Genomic DNA, 19,690 nt, shown 5'->3' with positions numbered 1-19,690 from the left:
CTGTCTTGTCTTAGGATCGATGGTCAACTGGGCAGGCGCGCATTGCCGCCTCTCATACTTGTGGCGATGCGACGTGTCACCCTTCAGAGCTTGCCCTTGCTGCACGTTCTTCGCTATTGTGGTTCCGTCAAGACAGCGATAACTTTCCCTTGTCACTGTGCAATGAATCATCGATGCGCTGACATTCAATACTGTATCAGCAGGCCGATTGTGAATCCTCTTACGATACAACATTTGATGTAATTCGATAGGTCGATGATTAAATGAGTATGAAAATTACTGCCAGAAAGCGCATGAATGTGCTAAAAGCAGATCATGCCCACAGTCATGGCTTCTGCAGCAGAAAGAGCTTTTGGAAAGGGAAAATGCCGAAAAGGATAAGAATCAACCTTTCTAATACAATTAGTGTCTTGTCGTTCAGACTTTCTACCTTTGTGAATTAGACTTAGCTCAGATAGCAAAGTGAGTAAAACGTCGTCCACTGAGGTTTTGTAGCAAATTGTCGGTCAACGCTTTCATATCCACATAGGAAAAGCAAGGTCGATCGTCGGCTATGGCATCTCACAGTACAGCGATTTGCACGCCTCGGTACAAACCACAGTTGGAGACGACCATTAATTTTGCAAATTAGACAATTGCTTACCGCTGTAGTTATGAGAGGTGTGACATCAACGATCACTCGGATCCGTAGTGCGGGTAATAGCGGCGGATCCTGTAAACGGGCAGGCTCGTTTCAGTGGCGTACATAGCTTTATTAGTGATAGCTCGAGGTCTTTCTTGATATTGCGCGAGTGATAATGAATCAATAGTTATCTTTCAGCCTGGCACGTTGCGTGTGATACTCGGCGAAGAAAATCGGAGAAAGGGTTATGAGTAATAAGGACCAGCAGTCAGAAATCGAGGAGGCAGGCGAAGAGGCCGGGTTCGAACAGGCCCCACCGGTGGTCGTGCCGGGGGATGGGGATGCCGCTTCAGGCAAGCACCATCCGAAGTGGCTGGTTCCGGTGATTGTCGCAGTAGTTGCAGTGGTGGTAGTTGTTGCAGGTTTTCTAGGCTGGCGAGTGGTTGAGAGCCGTCGGCATGAATCGGCGCTTGACTCCTGCAAGCAGGCAATGAAGACTCTGCATGAGAAGACGGATTCGGCCATGATGGCCAGCTATCGTGAGGCATCCCGCGTGAAGGTGGACCAGGTCAAGGATGCGAAGACCGTGGCGATTATGAGCCGCAGGGTGAAGGCCGCTGGCGGCCTCGAGCCGCCAGCCTTCCAGTGCAAGGCCTCCATGTCCGCTGATGATCTGAACACCAAAGCTAGCAAGGCCAAGAAGCTTAATGGTGAATATGCGGCCATATCCAAGTCGGCTAAGGCAGTAATAGCGTCCCGGGATGCGAAGATCCTAGATGATGCGAAGGCGGCCCTGAACGCGAAGAAGGACGAGGCGGCGAAGCTGCTTGGTGATTCTGATGGGAGGGTGGCTGATTCTGCCGTCCGTGACAACCTGCAGAAGGTTATTGATCAGATTGGCCAGATAAAAGCGGATACGGCGAAATCTTACCGGGATGCGGCGAGTGCCCTGCAGGCGGCCATCGACCAGGTAAACGCGTCCATGCGAGTCAAAAGCCAGGCCGACCAGCTGGCCGCAGTCCAGCAGGCGGCATCCTCCGACAATGAAGGTCGAAGCGGCTACACTCCCTTCCGTCCAGCCGATGACCAATCTGGCAGAGCAGCTAGCAGTGACGGGTCCGACCAAGACCTAGCAGGCTCATCAACAGCACCAGGTGGAAAGTCGAGTTGGCGCGACAGACTCAAAGGCAATACTACAGGCGGTAATGGTTGTAATCCGGATGGCTCTTGCGGCATTGGCTGATTGATGTGTCAAGTACCTATCCGCCCAGCCTGCAGTGTTTGTTTATATTAAAAATTGACCGTGAACGATATGAATCAGGAGAATCGAGGCAGCTCACAGAAATGAGTAACTGTGACAAGTCCAAGATTAATTCTGGCGAAGCGAAGAAGCGTCGTCCGAAATGGCTCATTACCTTGATTGCACTGGTGGTAGTGTCTGTGCTAGCCGTGGCGGGTGTTTTCGCCTGGCGTGCCTATGAGCATCGCCGGCATTACTCGGCGCTCTCCTCATGTTCGCAAGCTGTTGACAATTTAAATAGACTGACAAGACCATTCATGTTGGCCAGATACCGTGAAGCCGAAGCTGTGCAGGCTGACCAGGTGAAGGACGTGAAGATTATAAACGCTATGAGCCATAGCGTGAAGGTGGCCGGCGGACTCAGGCCGCCGACTGTGCAGTGCAAGGCCTCCATGTCCACGGATGCTCTGAATGCGGAGGCCGGCAAGGTCCGGCGGATCGACGGCAGATTCGCTGTTGTGGCGAAGTCGGCCAGGGCGGTTTTGGCTTCCCGGGATGCGAGGGCCCTGGATGATGCGAAGGCGGCTTTGGACGGGAAGAAGGGCGAGGCGTCCAGGCTGCTGGCCGATTCTGACGGGAAGGTGGCCGACAACGCCACCCGTGACGGCCTGCAGCAGGCCATCGACCAGGCCGGCCGGGTCAGGTCCGGCAAGGCGAAGGCCTACCAGGATGCGGCGGACGCCCTGCAGGCGGCCATCGACCAGGTGAACGCCTCCGTGCAGGCCAAGAGCCAGGCCGACCAGCAGGCCGCAGCACAAGCAGCACAAGCGCAGGCGGCCCAGCAGGCCCAGCAGCAGTACGCAGCGCAACAGCAGGCGGCTCCCTCTTATGGGGGTGGCGGTGGGTACAGGCCTACCTACCGGCCCTCATACAACCAGGGTGGCGGTAACGGCGGAGGCAATGCCGGCGGTGGGGTTCCGACTCAGACCGCACCCCAAGGTGGAGGGTCAAGTTGGAGAGACAGGCTGAATAATCAAAAGCCGATCGGAAACCACGGTTGCAATCCTGATGGTTCTTGTGGCATCGGCTGACTGATTGGAAAATTAAAGAATTTGCCAGCGGGACCGGTTGCTTGGTAGGTCTCCTATCCCGCTGGCGTTACTTGTGGGCGGTCATGAGGCCGTCCCCTTCATAGTACCGGAAGGGAAACATCAATGATGACACCAGGAAAGATCGGACGCTGGGCAGGACGGCTCCTGCACCTGGGATCCGGATGGGCCGCAGGGCGGTGGCCGTGGTCTCTGCGGGAGTCCCGCAAACGCTGAGCCGCAAGTGTGATTTTCGCAGCAGGATTTCAGCCATTCTTTACTGCATCTGTCGGAGAATGCGATGTGGTCCGGTTTAGGTCTGGATGTTCTAAGTGTAGATTCTTTCGCTTGACTGGTCCTTCAGTTCCTACCTCGTCTTTACCACAAGCTGCGATCCAGGAAGGCCTGGTCAATGCAAACTGACCGGCCAATGAATCGGGAAAGCCCAGCCATAAGAGATTCGTTGCTTATCAAGGCGCTTACTGATAGGAGTCGAGAGACTAAGTCGGAATCGACTTGCCATATCAGCGCAGGAAGAATGTAAACGGAATTATGCGGCCTGCTTTGGCAAGCTTCGAACGTGGGGATCGAGCAATGCAATCAATTTGACACCATTGGGCTGGTTGCATGTGAGCTTGTGCGGGTTGCCCTGCTTAATGTCGATTTTCGCAAAGGGGAAGAAGTTCTGCCCGTCGCCTGCTGAATAATTCAAGTTTGAAGAAGAGTGCTGCATGGCTTGTCCATTCACCTTGCACTGCGCGGCCTCTGTCTGCTTAAGGTCGGCCCGTTTTGCAAGTACATACAGGGTTCCCGATTTGTCCGCAGAGATGGTTTTGACGGTGCCGTCACCAGAAACGTCGTATTTGGTCAAAGATGAAAGATAATTGGAGACCTGTTCCACGGACGGCTCTGAACGGTTCGATCCCTGGCAGCCCGAGAACAGGGCCACACTCATCAATACTGCTACGAGGGCAATTATCTGTTTCTTCCAGATAGCCCCAGCCGTTCTTGCCTCGCTACGGAACGGGGCTGACAATGCCGTGAGCCGTCCCATGTGTCCCTGGTGATCCTGCTGATGCGCCTCTGCCGGATCAAAGTCCGTCTGTCCAAAAGCCTTTGTCTTCTTCATCAGTGCTCCTTAGGTAGGTGGGGGAGAGTTCACGACGCTGTTGATTAGATTTAAGTTTCATAACCCAGAAGAGCGGTTGTTGGTTCAAACAAGTTTAGCTCTTTATTTAAGATATACAAATATTTGCCAATTGGCAACGTCAGAGGTCGAATGCTGGCTTTATGCATCCAATTGGCCATCATTCTGCTCGCCAACCGTTGGCATTACGTGTGCTGTTCACACCGACTCAAGATCTGAGATCAAAACAGGAGTGTTGATCTGTTTTTGGGAAAGTCTTTAAGACGAGCCCACGTCGCTATGTATTTACCGGCCATCCATCAAAGCGGAAACGGCTGCTAGGAAATTTTTCTGAGTCTGTCTGCATCCCGGAGTTGCTTAGCTGTCTTATTCAATGTTATCTGCCCTCTGATTATTGCTTGTATCCAGCGACACAAGCCATTGCGCTTAGGCAAGACTCAATTGTCAATCTGCAATTCAAACCCATTATGCAGAGCGAAGAAAGTGAAGCTCACAGGGCAACTCGCAATCTTGCCTGCCCAATCGAAGTGCCCGTTCTTCTGAGTCTTCTAGCAGTTTCAATGTATTTGGAAATCGCACATCGATTGCACAACCACCTCCAGTGTTTTGTTTGCTCCAACTGTCGAACAATGGATGAGCATTGTTCAGGTCGTGGACTGAAGGTTTACCGTCTTTCAATCGAGTTGTGGTTTGCTAGAGCGACGCAGGGCGGCCAGGATCAGCAGAACCTCCAGGGAGCCGATGAGCAGCAGCAGGCTCAGTGCATGCTGGGAGCCGTTGACGGTGCCCAGCCGTTGGTCTGCGGCTGCGGACTGGCCTGCTGCAACGATGGTGGCCGCCAGGCTGCTGCCAATGGCTGCAGCTCGCCGCGCCCGGCAGCACCACCAGTCCGGCCTGCAGCGAGGTGCAGCCATCAACCAGTTGCAGGTGGTTGGGCAGGATGAATGAGAGGGCCAGGGCGCTGATCTCGAAGAGGATGTAGGCGCCGACATGCAGGGAGAAGCGGCTGTCGGTGAACAGGCGCATGTCGATGATCAGTTGGGCCTGATGCCAGGCGCGAAGGGTGAACACTGCCAGGGCGATGAGCCCCAGGGTCAACGCCCCGATGACTCTGCGGGGGATTGCTGTGCTTGGTGCTTGGGTTGCGCTCATGAGCGAGACTCCTTTCCGGCCTGGGAGGATTCATCGGAATTCAGGGTGATGAAATAGGCCAGCACACGATCGAAGGCAGCCAGATCGCGTTGGTTGAACCGACGCTCCATGGCTGTTTGCTGGTCATTGATATAGGCCTGCACTGCTGTCTGCAGGCCCCGGGCCTTGGTAGTGAGAGCAATGATGCGTTGACGGCCGTCCCTGGGATCCCGTTTGATGGCGACCAGTCCGCTGGCCTCCATACGCTGCAGGATTTTTGTCGTTGTGGACGGACGGATGTCGAATTCCATCTCGATGTCTCGCTGGGTGCGGTCCTGGGACTCGCCCAGAAAGTCGATGATGGACATCTGGGTGCCGGTCAGTCCATACTGGCCCGCGCAGGCATCCATGGATCGCGACATGAGGTTGGCCGCCCGTTTGATACGCTTGCCATAGTCTTCCTTCAACGACTCTCCTCGATTAGACAGTCAGCTAGCTAATGAAATAGTCTCTCGGGTATAGACAAGCGTGCATGTCGGGTTGTTGAAGGTGGCCATGAGGTCTTTGGGCTGTTCTGCAGGTGTTGCAGCAAGCAGCTAGGTATCAGATATCTGACATTTACTTGGACCAAGGCAATGAAGCCGAGTCAGATGGTTCAGAGGAGGTCGCCAACCTTACCTCGATTATTTCCGACGCTGGCTGATGTCGCTGACCGATCCGCGCTGGATCAACTTTGCCGGAATAAGCGTCTTGGTGTTTGTAGGAACGTATTCTCCCTCGCACTGAAGCTTGACCTTGGCGAAGGCCTCGCGCCCGATGGTTTCGAAGTCCATGCGCATGGTGGTCAGGCTCAATCTGGGGACTGTCCCGGTCAGAGAATCGTCGACACCGATCACGCTGACATCCTCAGGTACTCTTTTGCCGGAATCCTTGAGGCCTTCAATGGCCCCATAAGCCATCTGGTCGTTGGCTGCATAGATGGCTGTGCAATCAGCTTCATGCGCCAAGGCTCGCCCTGCCTCATATCCGCTGTCTGCTTCCCAGTCGCCTATATAGGTCGGCGGCACTGGGATGCCATGAGCCTGAAGAACATCTCTCCAGCCCTTGGCCCGGCTTTCCGCAGCCCGTGAAGTCGAGGGGCCTGAGATGTGGTAAACAGTGCGGTGGCCTTTGTTGAGCAGATATTCGACAGCCGAAGTCGAGCATCCGTATTGGTCGGCATCGATAGTGGGGCAATGAGGGGAAGGCTTCTCGGTGATGAGCACGACGGGAAGCTCCTTGCTGGGTCTGAAACGATCAAAATCGCCGACTCTCTGTTCAAGCACCACGATGACACCGTCCACAGGCAACTGCTTCATCTGCTCTACGATGTCCGCTAAGGTGATTTCCGATGAGTGGTTGACGACGTGGACGGTCGCCGCATATCCGAATTCTGATGCGGCTTCCACAGCTCCGTCCAGGATGCGCGCATTGCCAAATGTGGTGATGTTGAACAGGACGATGCCAATATTGTTGAACCGGCCGTGTTTCAATGCCCTGGCGGCATAATTCGGTCGGTAGCCCAAGGCTTCCATGGCGTTCAGCACTTTTTGCCTGGTGTGGGGGCGCACAGCCGTGCTGTCATTGACGACTCGCGACACCGTTTGCGGCGATACCTCGGCAAACTGTGCAACGTCCTGTATCGATACCTGTTTCTTCCGTCCCATGCCTACCTGATCCAGCTCATGGGAGCTTGCCGCCATTAGCGTCGGTTGCTCCTTGGTGGCAGACAATATGTTTGCGACACCATTTTTATAAACACCAGTATATCAAAGATTAAGAGAATACTGGATTCTCTGATTCATGCTATTATGGTAACGAAAACATCCGGTGAACGTCCATTGCAGTTCGATATGGTCGGAGCTTGATTGTTTGTGTTGTTGCAGAGCTTCGAGGGAGAAGGTCAGATATGGCTGCTGTTACTAGCGACGCTGCTACCCAATCGAGTAGTGCGCCCCGGGGCCACATGGGTTCTCGTTGGCGTGGTTGGTTGTTTATGGGGCCGTTTGCGGTGGTGTTTGTGGTGGTGTTTGTGGTGCCGGTGTTGTATGCGGTGTGGATTTCCTTGTTCCAGCATCGGATGGTCGGGGGGACGGTGTTTGTGGGGTTGGCGAATTATCGTCGTCTGCTGGCTGATGGGCAGTTCTGGTCGTCGGTGCGCCGGGTGGTGGTGTTCACGGTGGTGCAGGTGCCGATCATGCTGTGCTTGTCGGCGTTGATGGCTTTGGCGTTGGATTCGCTGCGTCTGCATGGGATGCGGTTCTTCCGTATTTCGACGTTTCTGCCGTATGCGGTGCCGGCGGTGGTGTCGGCTTTGGTGTGGGGGTTCATGTACGGGGCGAAGTACGGGCTGGTGGGCTCGTTGAACGCGTGGCTGGGCACGCATGTGGACGTGCTGCAGCCGTCGGTGCTTTTGGCGGCGATCGGGAACATCAATACGTGGGAGTTCACGGGGTATAACATGCTGATCTTCTATTCGTCGCTGTCGACGGTGCCGCGCTCCTTGTATGAGGCGGCGGCGATCGACGGGGCGAGCGAGTGGCAGGTGGTGCGCCGGGTGAAGCTGCCGGAGCTGCGGGGCTCGCTGGCGATCACGGTGATTTTCAGCATCATCGGCTCCTTCCAGCTGTTCAACGAGCCGAGCGTGATGCAGAACATGGTGCCGGGCAATGCGATCACGACGTATTACACGCCGAACATGTATGCGTATAATCTGAGTTTTTCGGGCAATCAGTCCAATTATGCGGCTGCGCTGGCCATCGTGATGGCGGCGCTGACGATGCTGGTGGCGTATGCGGTGCAGCTGCGGAGCATGAGGGAGCAGATGCGATGAGCGTGCTGGATGCTGAGGGCCGCCGGGTGCGTGCGGCGGAGCGTGCGCGGGCGCGCCGGGTGGCGGCGGACGAGCGGGCGGAGCGGCGTCGTGCGGCGTCGAGCGGGTTCTCGAACCCGTCGAATCCGCGCCGGTCGGTGTGGCTGACGCTGGCGTGCGGCGTGTTCGCCCTGTACTGCCTGTTCCCGTTCGCCTACCTGCTGGTGAACGCGACGAAGACGCAGGCGGATTTCACGAGCACGTTCGGCCTGGGGCCGGGCCGCTCGTTCGCCTTGTGGGAGAACATCCGGGAGGTGTTCTCCTACCAGGACGGGATCTTCGCCCGCTGGCTGGCGAACACGCTCATGTACGTGGTGGTGGGCGCGGGCGGCGCCACGCTGCTGGCGGTGATGGGCGGGTACGCGCTGGCCAAGTTCCGGTTCCCGGGCCGCAAGGCGGTGTTCGCGGTGGTGCTGGGCGCGATCAGCGTGCCGGGCATCGCGCTGGCGGTGCCGCAGTTCCTGCTGTTCGCGAAGCTGGGGCTGACCAACACGCCCTGGGCCATGATCGTCCCCAGCCTGATCAGCCCCTTCGGCCTGTACCTGATGTGGATCTTCTCGGACCAGGCCGTGCCCGGGGAGCTGCTGGAGGCGGCGCGCGTGGACGGCGCCTCGGAGTGGCGCACCTTCCGCACCATCAGCCTGCCCCTTCTGGCGCCGGGGATCGTGACCTGCGCCCTGTTCACGATCGTGGCGACCTGGAACAACTACTTCCTGCCCCTGATCATGCTCAAGGACGCGGACTGGTACCCGCTGACCATCGGATTGAACCAGTGGAAGGACCAGGCCAGCACCGCGGGCGGGCAGGCCATCCAGAACCTGGTCATCACCGGCAGCCTGATCACCATCATCCCCCTGGTCATCGCTTTCCTCCTCCTGCAGAAATACTGGCAATCCGGCCTCGCCGCAGGAGCCGTCAAAGAATAACCAAAGAAACCCAAACCGTGCTATAGGCCTTGAGCCATAGGACAGTGAAAGATATCAGTAGTCATGTGTTGTTGCCAAGGACAACAGAAAAGGAGATAGGGACAATGAGGTTCGAAAAGATGACGAAGGTCGTAGCCCTGACAGGTGCTGTGGCCATGGCGTTCGGACTCGCCGGCTGCGGCGGATCGGGCAGCGGTTCCTCTGCGTCGGGCAAAGGAGGGAAGACCGAAATCTTGGTCTGGTCCTGGGATTCGACTCTTCCTCGGACAGTCAAGGGATTCGAAGCCAAGAATCCCGACATCAAGGTGAAGGTCACCAATGTCGGCACCAACAAAAAAGAATACACGGCCTTGAACAATGCCCTGTCCGCCAACAAGGGCGCCCCTGACCTTGCACAGGTCGAGTATTATGCACTGCCCGAATATGCCACTCAGGACAAGCTGCAGGATCTGTCTGACATGGGCGCCTCCGGGTACAAGAGCTTCTACACGCCAGGCACTTGGGATTCAGTGAATTTGAATGGGGGCGTCTACGCGCTGCCTATGGATTCCGGCCCAATGGCTCTGTTCTACAACAAGGAAGTGTTCGACAAGGCCGGAGTGACCGAGGTTCCAACGACATGGGATGAGTATTACGAGGCAGCCAAGAAGATCAAGGCTGTTGGTTCCTACATCACCTCGGACTCAGGCGATGCAGGATTCTTCGATTCCATGACCTGGCAGGCCGGCGCCAAGCCCTTTGCGACCAGCAAGGACGGCAAGACCGTCACCATCAATCTGACCGGTGACCCCAAGGTCAAGAAGTGGGACGACTACTGGCAGAAGATGATCAACGAGGACTTGATCAACACGAAGATTCCCGGATGGTCGGACGACTGGAACAAGGGCCTCAACGACGGATCAATCGCCTCCTTGCTCATGGGCGCCTGGATGCCCTACAACCTGCTGTCCGGTGCCCCTGATGCCTCCGGCAAGTGGCGTGTGGCGCAGATGCCGACCTGGGAAAAGGGCGGAACAGAGAATTCTGAGAACGGCGGGTCTTCGCTGGCTATGATCAAGACCAAGGATGATTCCAAGAGCAAGGCTGCGTACAAGTTCCTGGAGTACGCTTGCCACAACGCCGAGGGCATCAAGACCCGTGTCGATGGCGGCGCTTTCCCGGCTGACAACAACACGCTGAAGTCCAACGAGTTCCTTTCGATGACCAGCTTGAAGGATGCCGACGGCAAGGACAACGCCTACTTCGGCGGCCAGAAGTTCAACGAGGTTCTGTCGCAGGCCGCCAAGAACGTTCTGCCTGGCTACAAGTTCCTGCCCTTTGAGGTCTATGCTCGCGGGATCTATGGCGACAAGATGACCGCTTTCACTTCCAAGTCGGCCACGCTGGATCAGGGGATCGCCGCCTGGCAGAAGGATCTGCAGAACTACGCCAAGCAGCAGGGCTACACGGTGAAGGAATAAGGGTAACTCTCATCGAGCCAGCGCTGTAGAGCAGGTTCCTTAATAAGGTATACCGGCCAGAGGGGTCCCGGGGTATTCCCTTGGCTTTCCCTGGCCGGTTTTTTCATGCACATCGTGGTGCTCTCCCCGCGGTCTTCTACAAGACGTAAAGCGGGTAAGACTTTTTAAGAATGATCAATACCAGAATGTTCCACATTAGCAGTGGTCATCTGTTCGATTGTTGTCGTGCAACGAAGAGGCAACGTCGGCAATTCCTTGTCTTCAATGTCTGAAGAAGGATAAGAGGCATACTTATGAAATTCATGCGAACTATGGCGGTTATCATAGCGGCAGCGGCAACTTCGACGGCTGTAGGCGGTCTCATGCCTGCCTATGCCGAGCCTTCCTCCCCAACAACAGCGACGGTGCGTCCTAACCCGTGGTATGCCAATGGTCCCTTCCAAGGTTGGGGCACTTCATTGGCCTGGTTTGCCAATGCCACAGGCCAATACGGTGAACCAGGGTCCATTACCCGCAGCAGCGGAAACTCCGTGACGGATGCCAAGGCACTGGAGTATGGCAAGCAGCTGCGGGAGAAGTTCTACACAAGTATTTTCGGTAAAGAAGGACTGGGGCTGAATAAGGCCCGTTTCAACATTGGCGGAGGCAACGCCTCAGACGTGGCTTATGGATACCCCTTTATGCGCCAGGGGGCGGCAGTTCCTGGATATTGGGCGGAAGATCCTGATGGAAGCAAGGGGCTGTATGGTGGCGTGACGACCAAACAGTCCGATGGGAATGCCTTGGATCAGGCCTTTGATCCGGCATCGGAGGATTCATATGTGTGGGGCCCCAAGTCTTCTAAGAGCGATGCCGCCGAGTCCGTTCAGGCGCAGGAATGGTGGCTGAAACGCGGGGTCAAGAACGGCGACATTACTCATCTGGAGGCTTTTGCCAATTCAGCCCCCTGGTTCATGACCGAAGATGGGTACGCCACTGGGGGTTTTCGATCCGGAGACAACAACCTCAAGGATCCTGAGAAGTTCGCCGCATACATGGCCAGCGTGGTAAGTCATCTGGATCAGTTGAAGGCTGACAACGGCAAGAAGGTAAAGATCAATACGGTCGAACCCTTGAACGAGTCGGAGACGGCCTACTGGGGGACGCCGGGCGGAAGGGCCTCGGACGCTTGGTCCAGGGATCAACAGACCCTGATCACACGTTATTGGGATCGATACTATGCGGATAAGGACAAGTCTGTCACGCCCTATTCAAATGCGGTGAAGAAGCCTCAGGAGGGGATGCATGTCGACAACGCCCAGGCTCAGCAAACTATGCTGGCCTTGGCCAAGGCGCTCAAGTCAGAAGGCTTAAAGGATGTCAAGGTCTCTGCGACGGATGCAACCGACTCCGGACAGTTTGTTGATTCCTATAACCAATATCCGCAGAATGTGCGTGATGCCATAGGGCAGTACAACACGCATTCATACGGCACCAATCGTCAACGTGTGGCCAGGGACATCGCCCAGGGGGACGGCAAGGTCATGTCCATGAGCGAGGTAGACGGCTCCTGGCAGAGCGGGGGATTCAACCCTTATGGCTTCGACAACGGCCTGGGCATGGCAGGCAAGATCAACAGTGATGTCTATGCACTGCAATCGCAGGATTTCACTTTCTGGCAGGTGGTCGAGGATCTGTACAATATGTCGACCGGGGACCAGGATGTCAATGGGCATCAAGCCAATCCCAGAGGGGAGAACACCAATTGGGGGACCGTCCTGATCGACTTTGACTGCACTGTTGCTGGCAGTGACGGAAAACTGTATTCCGAGCGTGCTGTGGACAACAATGGGGGTACGACCAGAGGCATCAAGCCCTGCTCCGTCGTAGTCAACTCCAAGTACAACGCGGTCCGGGCCTACACCCACTTTATCCATGAAGGGGATTCGATCCTAGCCAACGATGCCACCAAGGATAATATGACTGCTCGTTCGGCTGACGGTAGGACGCAAACCATCATCCATCGCAATGACAGCGACAATAAACAGCGCTTAATCATTGACCTATCCAACTATGGAAACATTGACAAGAATGCCAGCGGCAAGCTCTTCCTGACCACTGCGCCTGAATCCAAAAGCGATCCTTACGAGGCCACCATGGATTACATGAACGGGTACTCCAACCAGGAGCGTCCGGGAGCAGTCCATATCGATACAGTCGCCAAGACGGCCACTGTTGAATTGCCGGCCCGTTCGATCGCCTCCATTCAGCTGTCTGGTGTGAGCGGCCAGTCGAATCAGGCAGGCGTGCAGGATGGTGAGATCTACCAGCTTGTGGGGCAACAATCCGGACGTGCTCTTCAAACCGGGAGTGATGGCAGCCTGACCATTGAGAATTCGGCGGCAGATTCACAGAGTGGCCCAGCACAGACCTTCGTCTACCATCAGGTCGAAGCCTCGCGAGAACGTCCTGAACTCAAGCTGTTCATGATCACCGATCCCACCGGGAAAAAGATATTGAATGATCAAGGCAGAATGGTCGCCGGCTCTATCGACACGACAAATCCAGATCCGCGGCAGTCTTGGATATTTAATACCGAGGATGGAACCACGTGGAGTATGGTCAATGCAGCCAGTAAGAACGCACTTGAAGTGAGTGGACAGGCCACTGCCGCTGGTTCGCCGGTCGGTCTTTACTCTTCCAATGGTGGTGAAAACCAGGCTTGGACTCTGAGGTCTACCAAGCCTTCGGGCGTGCAGCAGGTCTATGTTCAGGCCCGAAAAGGCGGACATTTGACTATGCCGACGACGGTCACTCCCTACTATCCTTGGGGACTCGGGTCTCCGGTTCCTGTTCAATGGGATACCAGTATGATCGACGTCAGCAAAGAAGGTCGGTATCAGGTGACTGGGCATGCCGTCGATGTGTTTGGCAATTCCATCGCATGCAAGGCTGAGGTTTACATCGGCGACTTTACAGTAACTGATCCGGTATCCGTCACCCTCATGGTTGGTGCAAGCCGTCAGCAGGTGGAGGATGCAATCAAAGCAGCTCCGGTTCATGCGCACGTTGGTGCCTCGGAGGCTATGGATGCAGACCGCACAGCTGTGAAGTGGGACTTTTCCCAACTGGATGGACAGCTTGCCGATGCGCATGCAGGCGACAGACTGACAGTCAAAGGACGCTTGGGGTCGGTCGGAGACAGCGGGCTGCCAGTGACAGCCTCGGTCTATCTGATGCAGGCCAAAGAGCAGAACATTGCTGACACCAGCAGCAACCTGACAGTCACTGATCAGCAAACCGAATACGGCAAGGCTGAACAGTGGAAAAAGCTGACAGACGGGGATACCTCCGCAGAGGCCTGGGTGACATGGAACTCCGCAGGCGATTACTCACACAAGCCCACTGCCACTCTAGATTTCGGCCAGGAGCGGGACTTAGGCTCACTGGTCATCACCTATGGCGACCACGCTCCAATCAGTGCGCTGGCTGAATACAGCTTGGACGGTCGCACCTGGCTTCCCTTGGGAGCAGCTGCGAGTCCAAAGCCGGGACAGACTGTGACATTCAAGGGCAATGCCCAGGTCAAGGCCAGGCAGGCTCGAATTGTCAATACGGTGCAGGGGGACTTCATGAACGCCTCCGAAATACAGGCTTGGGCCATTCCCAAGGCTGATCCGGTGCACAATATCGCTCCGTCCTCCAACTCTCACTTCAAGGTGAATGTGCAGGAAGGTTCGACGGCTGCAAAGGCCATAGACGGCGACAGCGGTCACAAGGGCTGGTCCACTTGGAACCAGGCGGGGATTCCGGTTGCTACCTTCACCTTCGACAACCTCCAATCCATCAGCGAGGTCAAGACTACCTTCTTCAGAGACGGCCGTGCTTCCTGGCCTAAGTCTCAGACTTTGGAGTATCAGGACGACAAGGGTGTCTGGCAGAGGGTCGGCGTTAAGAGCGGCTGGTATGTCCAGCCAGGTTCCGGTGCGGATACATCTACGGATGAGGACACTCCTGTGGCTGACTTCCGCATGTCTACACCCATAGTTGCCAAGGCACTGCGTCTGACGAACACCCTGCAGGATACAGGCGTCTATATCAACGTCGCGGAAATCGAGGTTCTGGGAACTCAGGCGCAAGTCAAGGCTGAACCTATGCCCTCCGCTGATAAGGCCTTGGGCGATTTGCGGTTAGACGGCAAGACCATAGACGGATTCCTTCCTGACAAGACTGATTACACGGTACAGCTCCCGGTCGGCGCGGAAAGCAATCCGAAGCTACAAGCCTTTGCCCGCGATACTGCCGCTATGGTGAAGGTCAGGCATGTCAATGCCGAGGAGTCCGTCAAACGTGACGGGAACGTTCTAGGCGGCAAGGATGTGATCACGGTAAAAGCGGCTGACGGCAGCGGGAGTTCCGAGTACACCGTCAACTACCTTTCTTCCGTTCTTCAGAAATTGTTGGTCACTCCACCCAGCAAAACCCGATATCTGCTCAATGAGCGACTCGACTTATCCGGCATGGTTGTCAAAGCTGTGTATTCAGTGCCGAATGAGGAACCTGTCAAGGTGGATATCAGCATCAACGACCCTGAATTGCTGGTGAGCGGTTTTGATTCAGCACAGCCAGGCAGGAAAAATGTGACCGTGACCTACCGCGGTGTCAGTGCGACCTTCCAGGTGGATGTGGTTGATGGCAATGTCGGCAACGCTGATTCACAGCCCGGCTCGGGTCGTGGTCCAGGAGCCCTCGCTCATGCCAAGCAAAAGGGCGGCTCAGATGGCAGCAGCGCCTTGAGTCAGACCGGCGCGAATGTGATGCCAACGATTCTAGCGATCGTAGTCTGCCTGCTATGCGCAGGATCAGCATTAGCGGCGGCTCGCCGTCATCTGGGATGATGCGGAGAAGAGGAAAGCGATGAAGCTCAATCGAAGAAATATATTGGGAATCGCCGCGGCAGTAGTCGCCTTGGCACTCCTATCGCCCGAATCTGCGGCTATGGCCGTACAGGACAAGACAGAGCAATCCGGTTCCGCCGGATTCAGCCGGCTGAAAACCGCTCAGGATGATGATCTCCGGACGATATTGGATACCACGAGGGTTGAGGATCTGCAGCCACTGGCTTCAGGTCATCGAACCGATGATCAGAGCACAGCGCCCTATGATCATGCAGAGCCTAACAAGGACGACGTGGATAGGTTGAAGCATGCTCGGTCTATGGCCGAGGGAATCCTAGCATCAGGTTCTGCTGATGAAGGCGAGAAGGATCAGGCCGGCAAGGACTTGAAGCAGGCCTTTGCCGCCGTGCGCTTCATCTACCATTACACTGCAGTGACAGGCACTAATGGCGACAGAATTTTTGACAACAAGGGTGATCTGCTGCAAGCGCATGGTGCCGGAATTCAACGGGTCAGTGCTGCTCTTCTTCCCGCTGCCGATCGGGGCTTGGATGCGGATGGAGACGGATATGTCTACGTCATGTGCGGTGAGGACAAAACTGATGGTCTGATAGCGCATGGCGTGCGGATATACTACTCCGACGATCTGTGTAACTGGGTAGATAAGGGGCTGGGCTTTCAGACCTACCAGGGCGACAAGGATCTGGCTGGTAAATTGGCGGGCTCTGACCGCGTCTACCAGCGTTATTACAATGTAGCCAACCTTGAATCCGATCCGGATTACACGAATATCTACGGCCAGGATTTCAAGGCATTCTCCAAGGATACATCCAATGCCAACATCTCCGGCCCTCAGCAAGCCTTGGACTATCTGCTTTGGGATTTGAAGGCTCTGAAGGGCGACGGATCGGATCCGAAGAAGTCCAGCTGTGTCTTCGAGCGTCCCAAGATGGTCTATAACCCGACCACCAAACGCTGGGTGATCTGGTTCCATGCGGATGGGCCACGATATGGCAATGAGGCCACTGCAACGTATTCCAAGGCAAAGGCCGGAGTCGCCATTTCTGAGGGTTCCGATCCTGCTGGGCCATACAAGTACCTGGGATCCTTCCGTATGAGTCCCGGTGCCAATGCCGGTAACCCTGGCATGGCGCGTGACATGAACCTGTACGTGGACTCCGGCAAAGATCAGAATCATGACGGTGTTGATGATGCCTATCTGGTGTATTCCAGCAACGAAAACCGCGATCTGACCATCTCGCTTCTGGACAAGACCTACACCAAGCTTGTTGAGCCGAACGCTCGACAGCAAAAGGGCATCGATGTCTCCGCAGGCGACACCTACAACATCGTGGCCAGCAATAGCAAGGAGTCGCCGGCTCCCTTCAAGTGGAACGGCAGATATTACATCATCTATTCAGGCACTACAGGCTGGGCACCCAATGAAAACAAGTACGCAATCAGCCAGGGTGACGATTTTCTAGGACCTTATTCGGAGGTGGGGACGCCCTTCGTCAAAGGGGAGGGGTGGAACCAGAACCCGGCCAATTCCTTCTCAACCCAATCCAGCTCGGTCATCCCCTATGACCCCGCGCACGGCGTTTTCCTTTATTGGGGCGACCGCTGGTTCAATCCCGACACCGGGAATGACATCAGCCAGTCCAGGTATGTGATGACACCGATGCAATTGGTGAACGGGCATGTCCAGGTGCTGCCGGCTGCGGACTGGAAACTGTCTGGTATGGACAAGTATCAGGCCATCGATGTGGTCAATGCCAATCTCCCGACTGAAAGCAGTTCGGTCAGTCGAATTGTTGCTGCGCTGCCCAAGAGCCTATGCATCAGAGTGGGCGGTCAGACAGCCATCCGACAGGCCACGGTCAACTGGGAGCCCTACTTTGGTACGGACCGTCCATACGGGCAGGTGACGTTCAAGGGGAAGCTGCCTGAATACCAGAATGCGCCTATCAGCTTCACGGCTTCCATCTATCCGGAAAACTCCCGTCTGTTCATTGACGCGGGTTCGGCCCCTTCGAATGAATCGAGTTACTACCGGAAGCTGAAAACCAAGGCCCCACGACTGATGAATGCAGACCGCAGCGACCAGGAATACACTGCTCAAGGCAAGTGGGGTCTGAGCAGCCGCATAGGTTCCGATGTCGAAGCATACGAGACCAGCCAGAACGGTATCTACGAAACAGGCTACTGGGCAAAGTCCGGCAAGGATATACGGTATCAGGCGGATTTGCCAGCCGGTACTTATACAGTGCAGGCGGGCTATCAGGAGTGGTGGAACAACAAGCGCCAAACTGAGTTCTCGGTCGTCTGCCATGACAAGACCATAGGCAAGACGAATATTGTGCCTGTTCAGGCCGGGAATGCCACCGATCCGATCACTTTCACCCTGGAGCATGCCGACAGCGTGACCTTCCTGACAAGATCCACAGGCGGCGGCGATCCTCTGCTGAGTTGGATCGGGGTCTCTGCGCAGGATGACGACCAGGTGGTTTCAGTCCAACAGGTTCAAGGCATCAGAACATTCAAGCAGGGCAGTCAGCCCGGGCTTCCAGACAAGGTGAGTGTCAGCAAGGCGAATGGAAAAAGCGAGGAGCGGACCGTACATTGGCTGATTGATGCATCGAGTCTGACCCTCTATGCGCCCACCGAGGTGCTGGGCACCGTTGAAGGCACGACACTGCCTGCCAGAGCCAGCATTCAGGAGGTGGAAGATGGGCTGTCCTATTTCATTGATGTCAATGGAGGGGAGTCCTCGCCCACCTACAAGGCGCTGACTACCTTGTTTGATGGCAAATTGGCCAATGGGTCTGCCGACCAGGGCTTTGATGATTTGTGGGGCAATACCTCCGGTAACTTTGGAAAACAGGCTGACGGCAATGCTGATCCCTATAAGTCAGGGATATATGCCGGCGCTAACGGCAAGAAAGATAAACTGTCTTACAGGGTCCTACTGGCACCTGGCGAACATCAGGTTTCCTTCGGTTTCCATGATTGGTGGAGCCAGAGCAGACCGACTGTGATCAGCTATTCCTATGACGGTCTTCCAACATCCCGTGCAGAGAATCGACTGACGACCGCGACCGTTGATGGCGGACGAACGATTGCCTCCGGAAAGATCAAGATTCCGCAGGGCTGGAACAAGGTAGTCACTTTCATCTTGGATTCCTCTACGGGCACTGGGCCGATACTTAATTGGATTTCCATAAAGGGTTCGCTGCCCCTAGGACCAGTGCCTGTGCAGCAGCGGCCCGTGATCGCAGGAGCGTCCAATGTGAAAATCGATCAGGGTTCCAACTTTGATCCTAAGGCCGGGGTCACTGCAGTGGATTCCTTGGAAGGTGATCTTACCGGGGCGATTCAAGTACAGGGATCCGTGAATAGTGCCAAGACAGGGCAATATACGATCGACTACACGGTCGCTAATTCAAGGGGCAAACAGGCATCTGAAAAGCGGATAGTCACGGTCAGCCCCGTTGGAGGCAGCTCTTCCAACAAGCCTCGTGATCCGGCTGACAGCTCCGGCATCAAGCCCGGTAAGGGTGCCGGTGTAAAGCACAAGACTGGAACTCACAAGCATTCTGAGGGTTCGAGGCTTTCAGAGACGGGGTCGAACACGGAATTCTTCCTAGTGATGGCAGCTCTAAGCATGCTGTCGGCCTTGGTTTGTTTCGAGCTGATTCCGCATATCCGTCGATACAAAAGGACTGATTTGCGCTAACTCAAACAGATTGCGATTTTCGAAGCTTGGTATGTGGTCATGGTCGGATAGTATTTGGTGCTGACTTTTACCTTTATGAGATTGGAGAATGGCTGCTCAAGAGGCAAAATACCAAATACTATCTCTCCCGACCTGTTGACCGAGCCATCGATGGGTAACAGTGTTGTGGACGCTAACGGGAGAATGTTATGGTGGGCACAACTGTCTATATACGTTCTAATTTGTAGAAACGGATTACTCTAAAGAAGTAGCCAAAGTGTCTTTTTCGGTATGTAACACTTCATTTGATTGGTCGGGCAAAAGACAATCATCACCTAATACGTCGACATGACAGGTTTTTGAATTTCGGCAGTGCAATGCTTCCCGGTTATACAAATCTCGATTTCCATACAGGATCAGTCTGAAGCGCGCTTTCACATATAAATCCTTGCTGTATACCTATTTCATTGAAACCTGCTTGCCTTTACCTTATATCTGAACCTAGAACAGAAAGGCTTCATTAGTAGATACAAACTAATATTTGAATATTAATATTGTACGAAGCTATGTACG

Annotated in this window: 11 protein-coding genes; 7 read left to right on the top strand and 4 right to left on the bottom strand. The window is 55.3% G+C overall.

Translation table 11 applies throughout. The annotated features are described in order from the left end of the window. Positions 1 to 869: 869 nt before the first annotated feature. A complete protein-coding gene (locus H3T92_RS05755) occupies positions 870 to 1,865 on the top strand; it encodes a hypothetical protein (protein WP_198189575.1) in 996 nt (331 codons plus the stop codon). Between the two features lie 386 nt (positions 1,866 to 2,251). Then, positions 2,252 to 2,953, top strand: coding sequence for a hypothetical protein (locus H3T92_RS05750; RefSeq protein WP_198189574.1), 702 nt, complete (start codon positions 2,252 to 2,254; stop codon positions 2,951 to 2,953). 547 nt (positions 2,954 to 3,500) lie between these two features. Here H3T92_RS05750 and H3T92_RS05745 read toward each other — a convergent pair. The 4 genes from H3T92_RS05745 to H3T92_RS05730 form a co-directional block, all read right to left on the bottom strand. Beyond that, on the bottom strand, positions 3,501 to 4,079 hold the full coding sequence (locus H3T92_RS05745; protein ID WP_198189573.1) for a hypothetical protein: 579 nt from the start codon (positions 4,077 to 4,079) through the stop codon (positions 3,501 to 3,503). A gap of 711 nt (positions 4,080 to 4,790) precedes the next feature. After that, on the bottom strand, positions 4,791 to 5,249 hold the full coding sequence (locus H3T92_RS05740) for a hypothetical protein (RefSeq protein ID WP_198189572.1): 459 nt from the start codon (positions 5,247 to 5,249) through the stop codon (positions 4,791 to 4,793). Next, positions 5,246 to 5,695 (bottom strand): MarR family winged helix-turn-helix transcriptional regulator, encoded by a 450-nt coding sequence (locus H3T92_RS05735; RefSeq protein WP_198189571.1) that lies wholly within the window; start codon positions 5,693 to 5,695, stop codon positions 5,246 to 5,248. Before H3T92_RS05735 ends, H3T92_RS05740 begins: the two co-directional genes overlap by 4 nt. Before the next feature lie 216 nt (positions 5,696 to 5,911). Then, a complete protein-coding gene (locus H3T92_RS05730) occupies positions 5,912 to 6,934 on the bottom strand; it encodes a LacI family DNA-binding transcriptional regulator (protein WP_198189685.1) in 1,023 nt (340 codons plus the stop codon). Positions 6,935 to 7,176: 242 nt separating this feature from the next. Between H3T92_RS05730 and H3T92_RS05725 the strand changes: the two genes are divergently transcribed. From H3T92_RS05725 to H3T92_RS05705, 5 genes are all read left to right on the top strand, one after another. Further along, a complete protein-coding gene (locus H3T92_RS05725) occupies positions 7,177 to 8,100 on the top strand; it encodes a carbohydrate ABC transporter permease (RefSeq protein WP_198189570.1) in 924 nt (307 codons plus the stop codon). After that, positions 8,097 to 9,065 (top strand): carbohydrate ABC transporter permease, encoded by a 969-nt coding sequence (locus H3T92_RS05720; protein ID WP_198189569.1) that lies wholly within the window; start codon positions 8,097 to 8,099, stop codon positions 9,063 to 9,065. Before H3T92_RS05725 ends, H3T92_RS05720 begins: the two co-directional genes overlap by 4 nt. 104 nt (positions 9,066 to 9,169) lie before the next feature. After that, a complete protein-coding gene (locus H3T92_RS05715; protein WP_198189568.1) occupies positions 9,170 to 10,525 on the top strand; it encodes an ABC transporter substrate-binding protein in 1,356 nt (451 codons plus the stop codon). 311 nt (positions 10,526 to 10,836) lie between these two features. Continuing rightward, positions 10,837 to 15,402, top strand: coding sequence for a discoidin domain-containing protein (locus H3T92_RS05710; RefSeq protein ID WP_198189567.1), 4,566 nt, complete (start codon positions 10,837 to 10,839; stop codon positions 15,400 to 15,402). A gap of 319 nt (positions 15,403 to 15,721) precedes the next feature. Further along, positions 15,722 to 19,138: an immunoglobulin-like domain-containing protein gene (locus H3T92_RS05705; RefSeq protein WP_198189566.1), complete on the top strand. Its 3,417-nt coding sequence runs from the start codon at positions 15,722 to 15,724 to the stop codon at positions 19,136 to 19,138. The last annotated feature ends 552 nt before the right edge of the window (positions 19,139 to 19,690 follow it).

Origin of the sequence: Bifidobacterium sp. W8112, from assembly GCF_016101425.1 — a bacterium.
Classification (GTDB): Bacteria; Actinomycetota; Actinomycetes; order Actinomycetales; family Bifidobacteriaceae; genus Bombiscardovia; species Bombiscardovia apousia.
The sequence above is the reverse complement of the archived record's forward strand: the minus strand, read 5'-3'. Positions and strand labels throughout refer to the sequence as shown.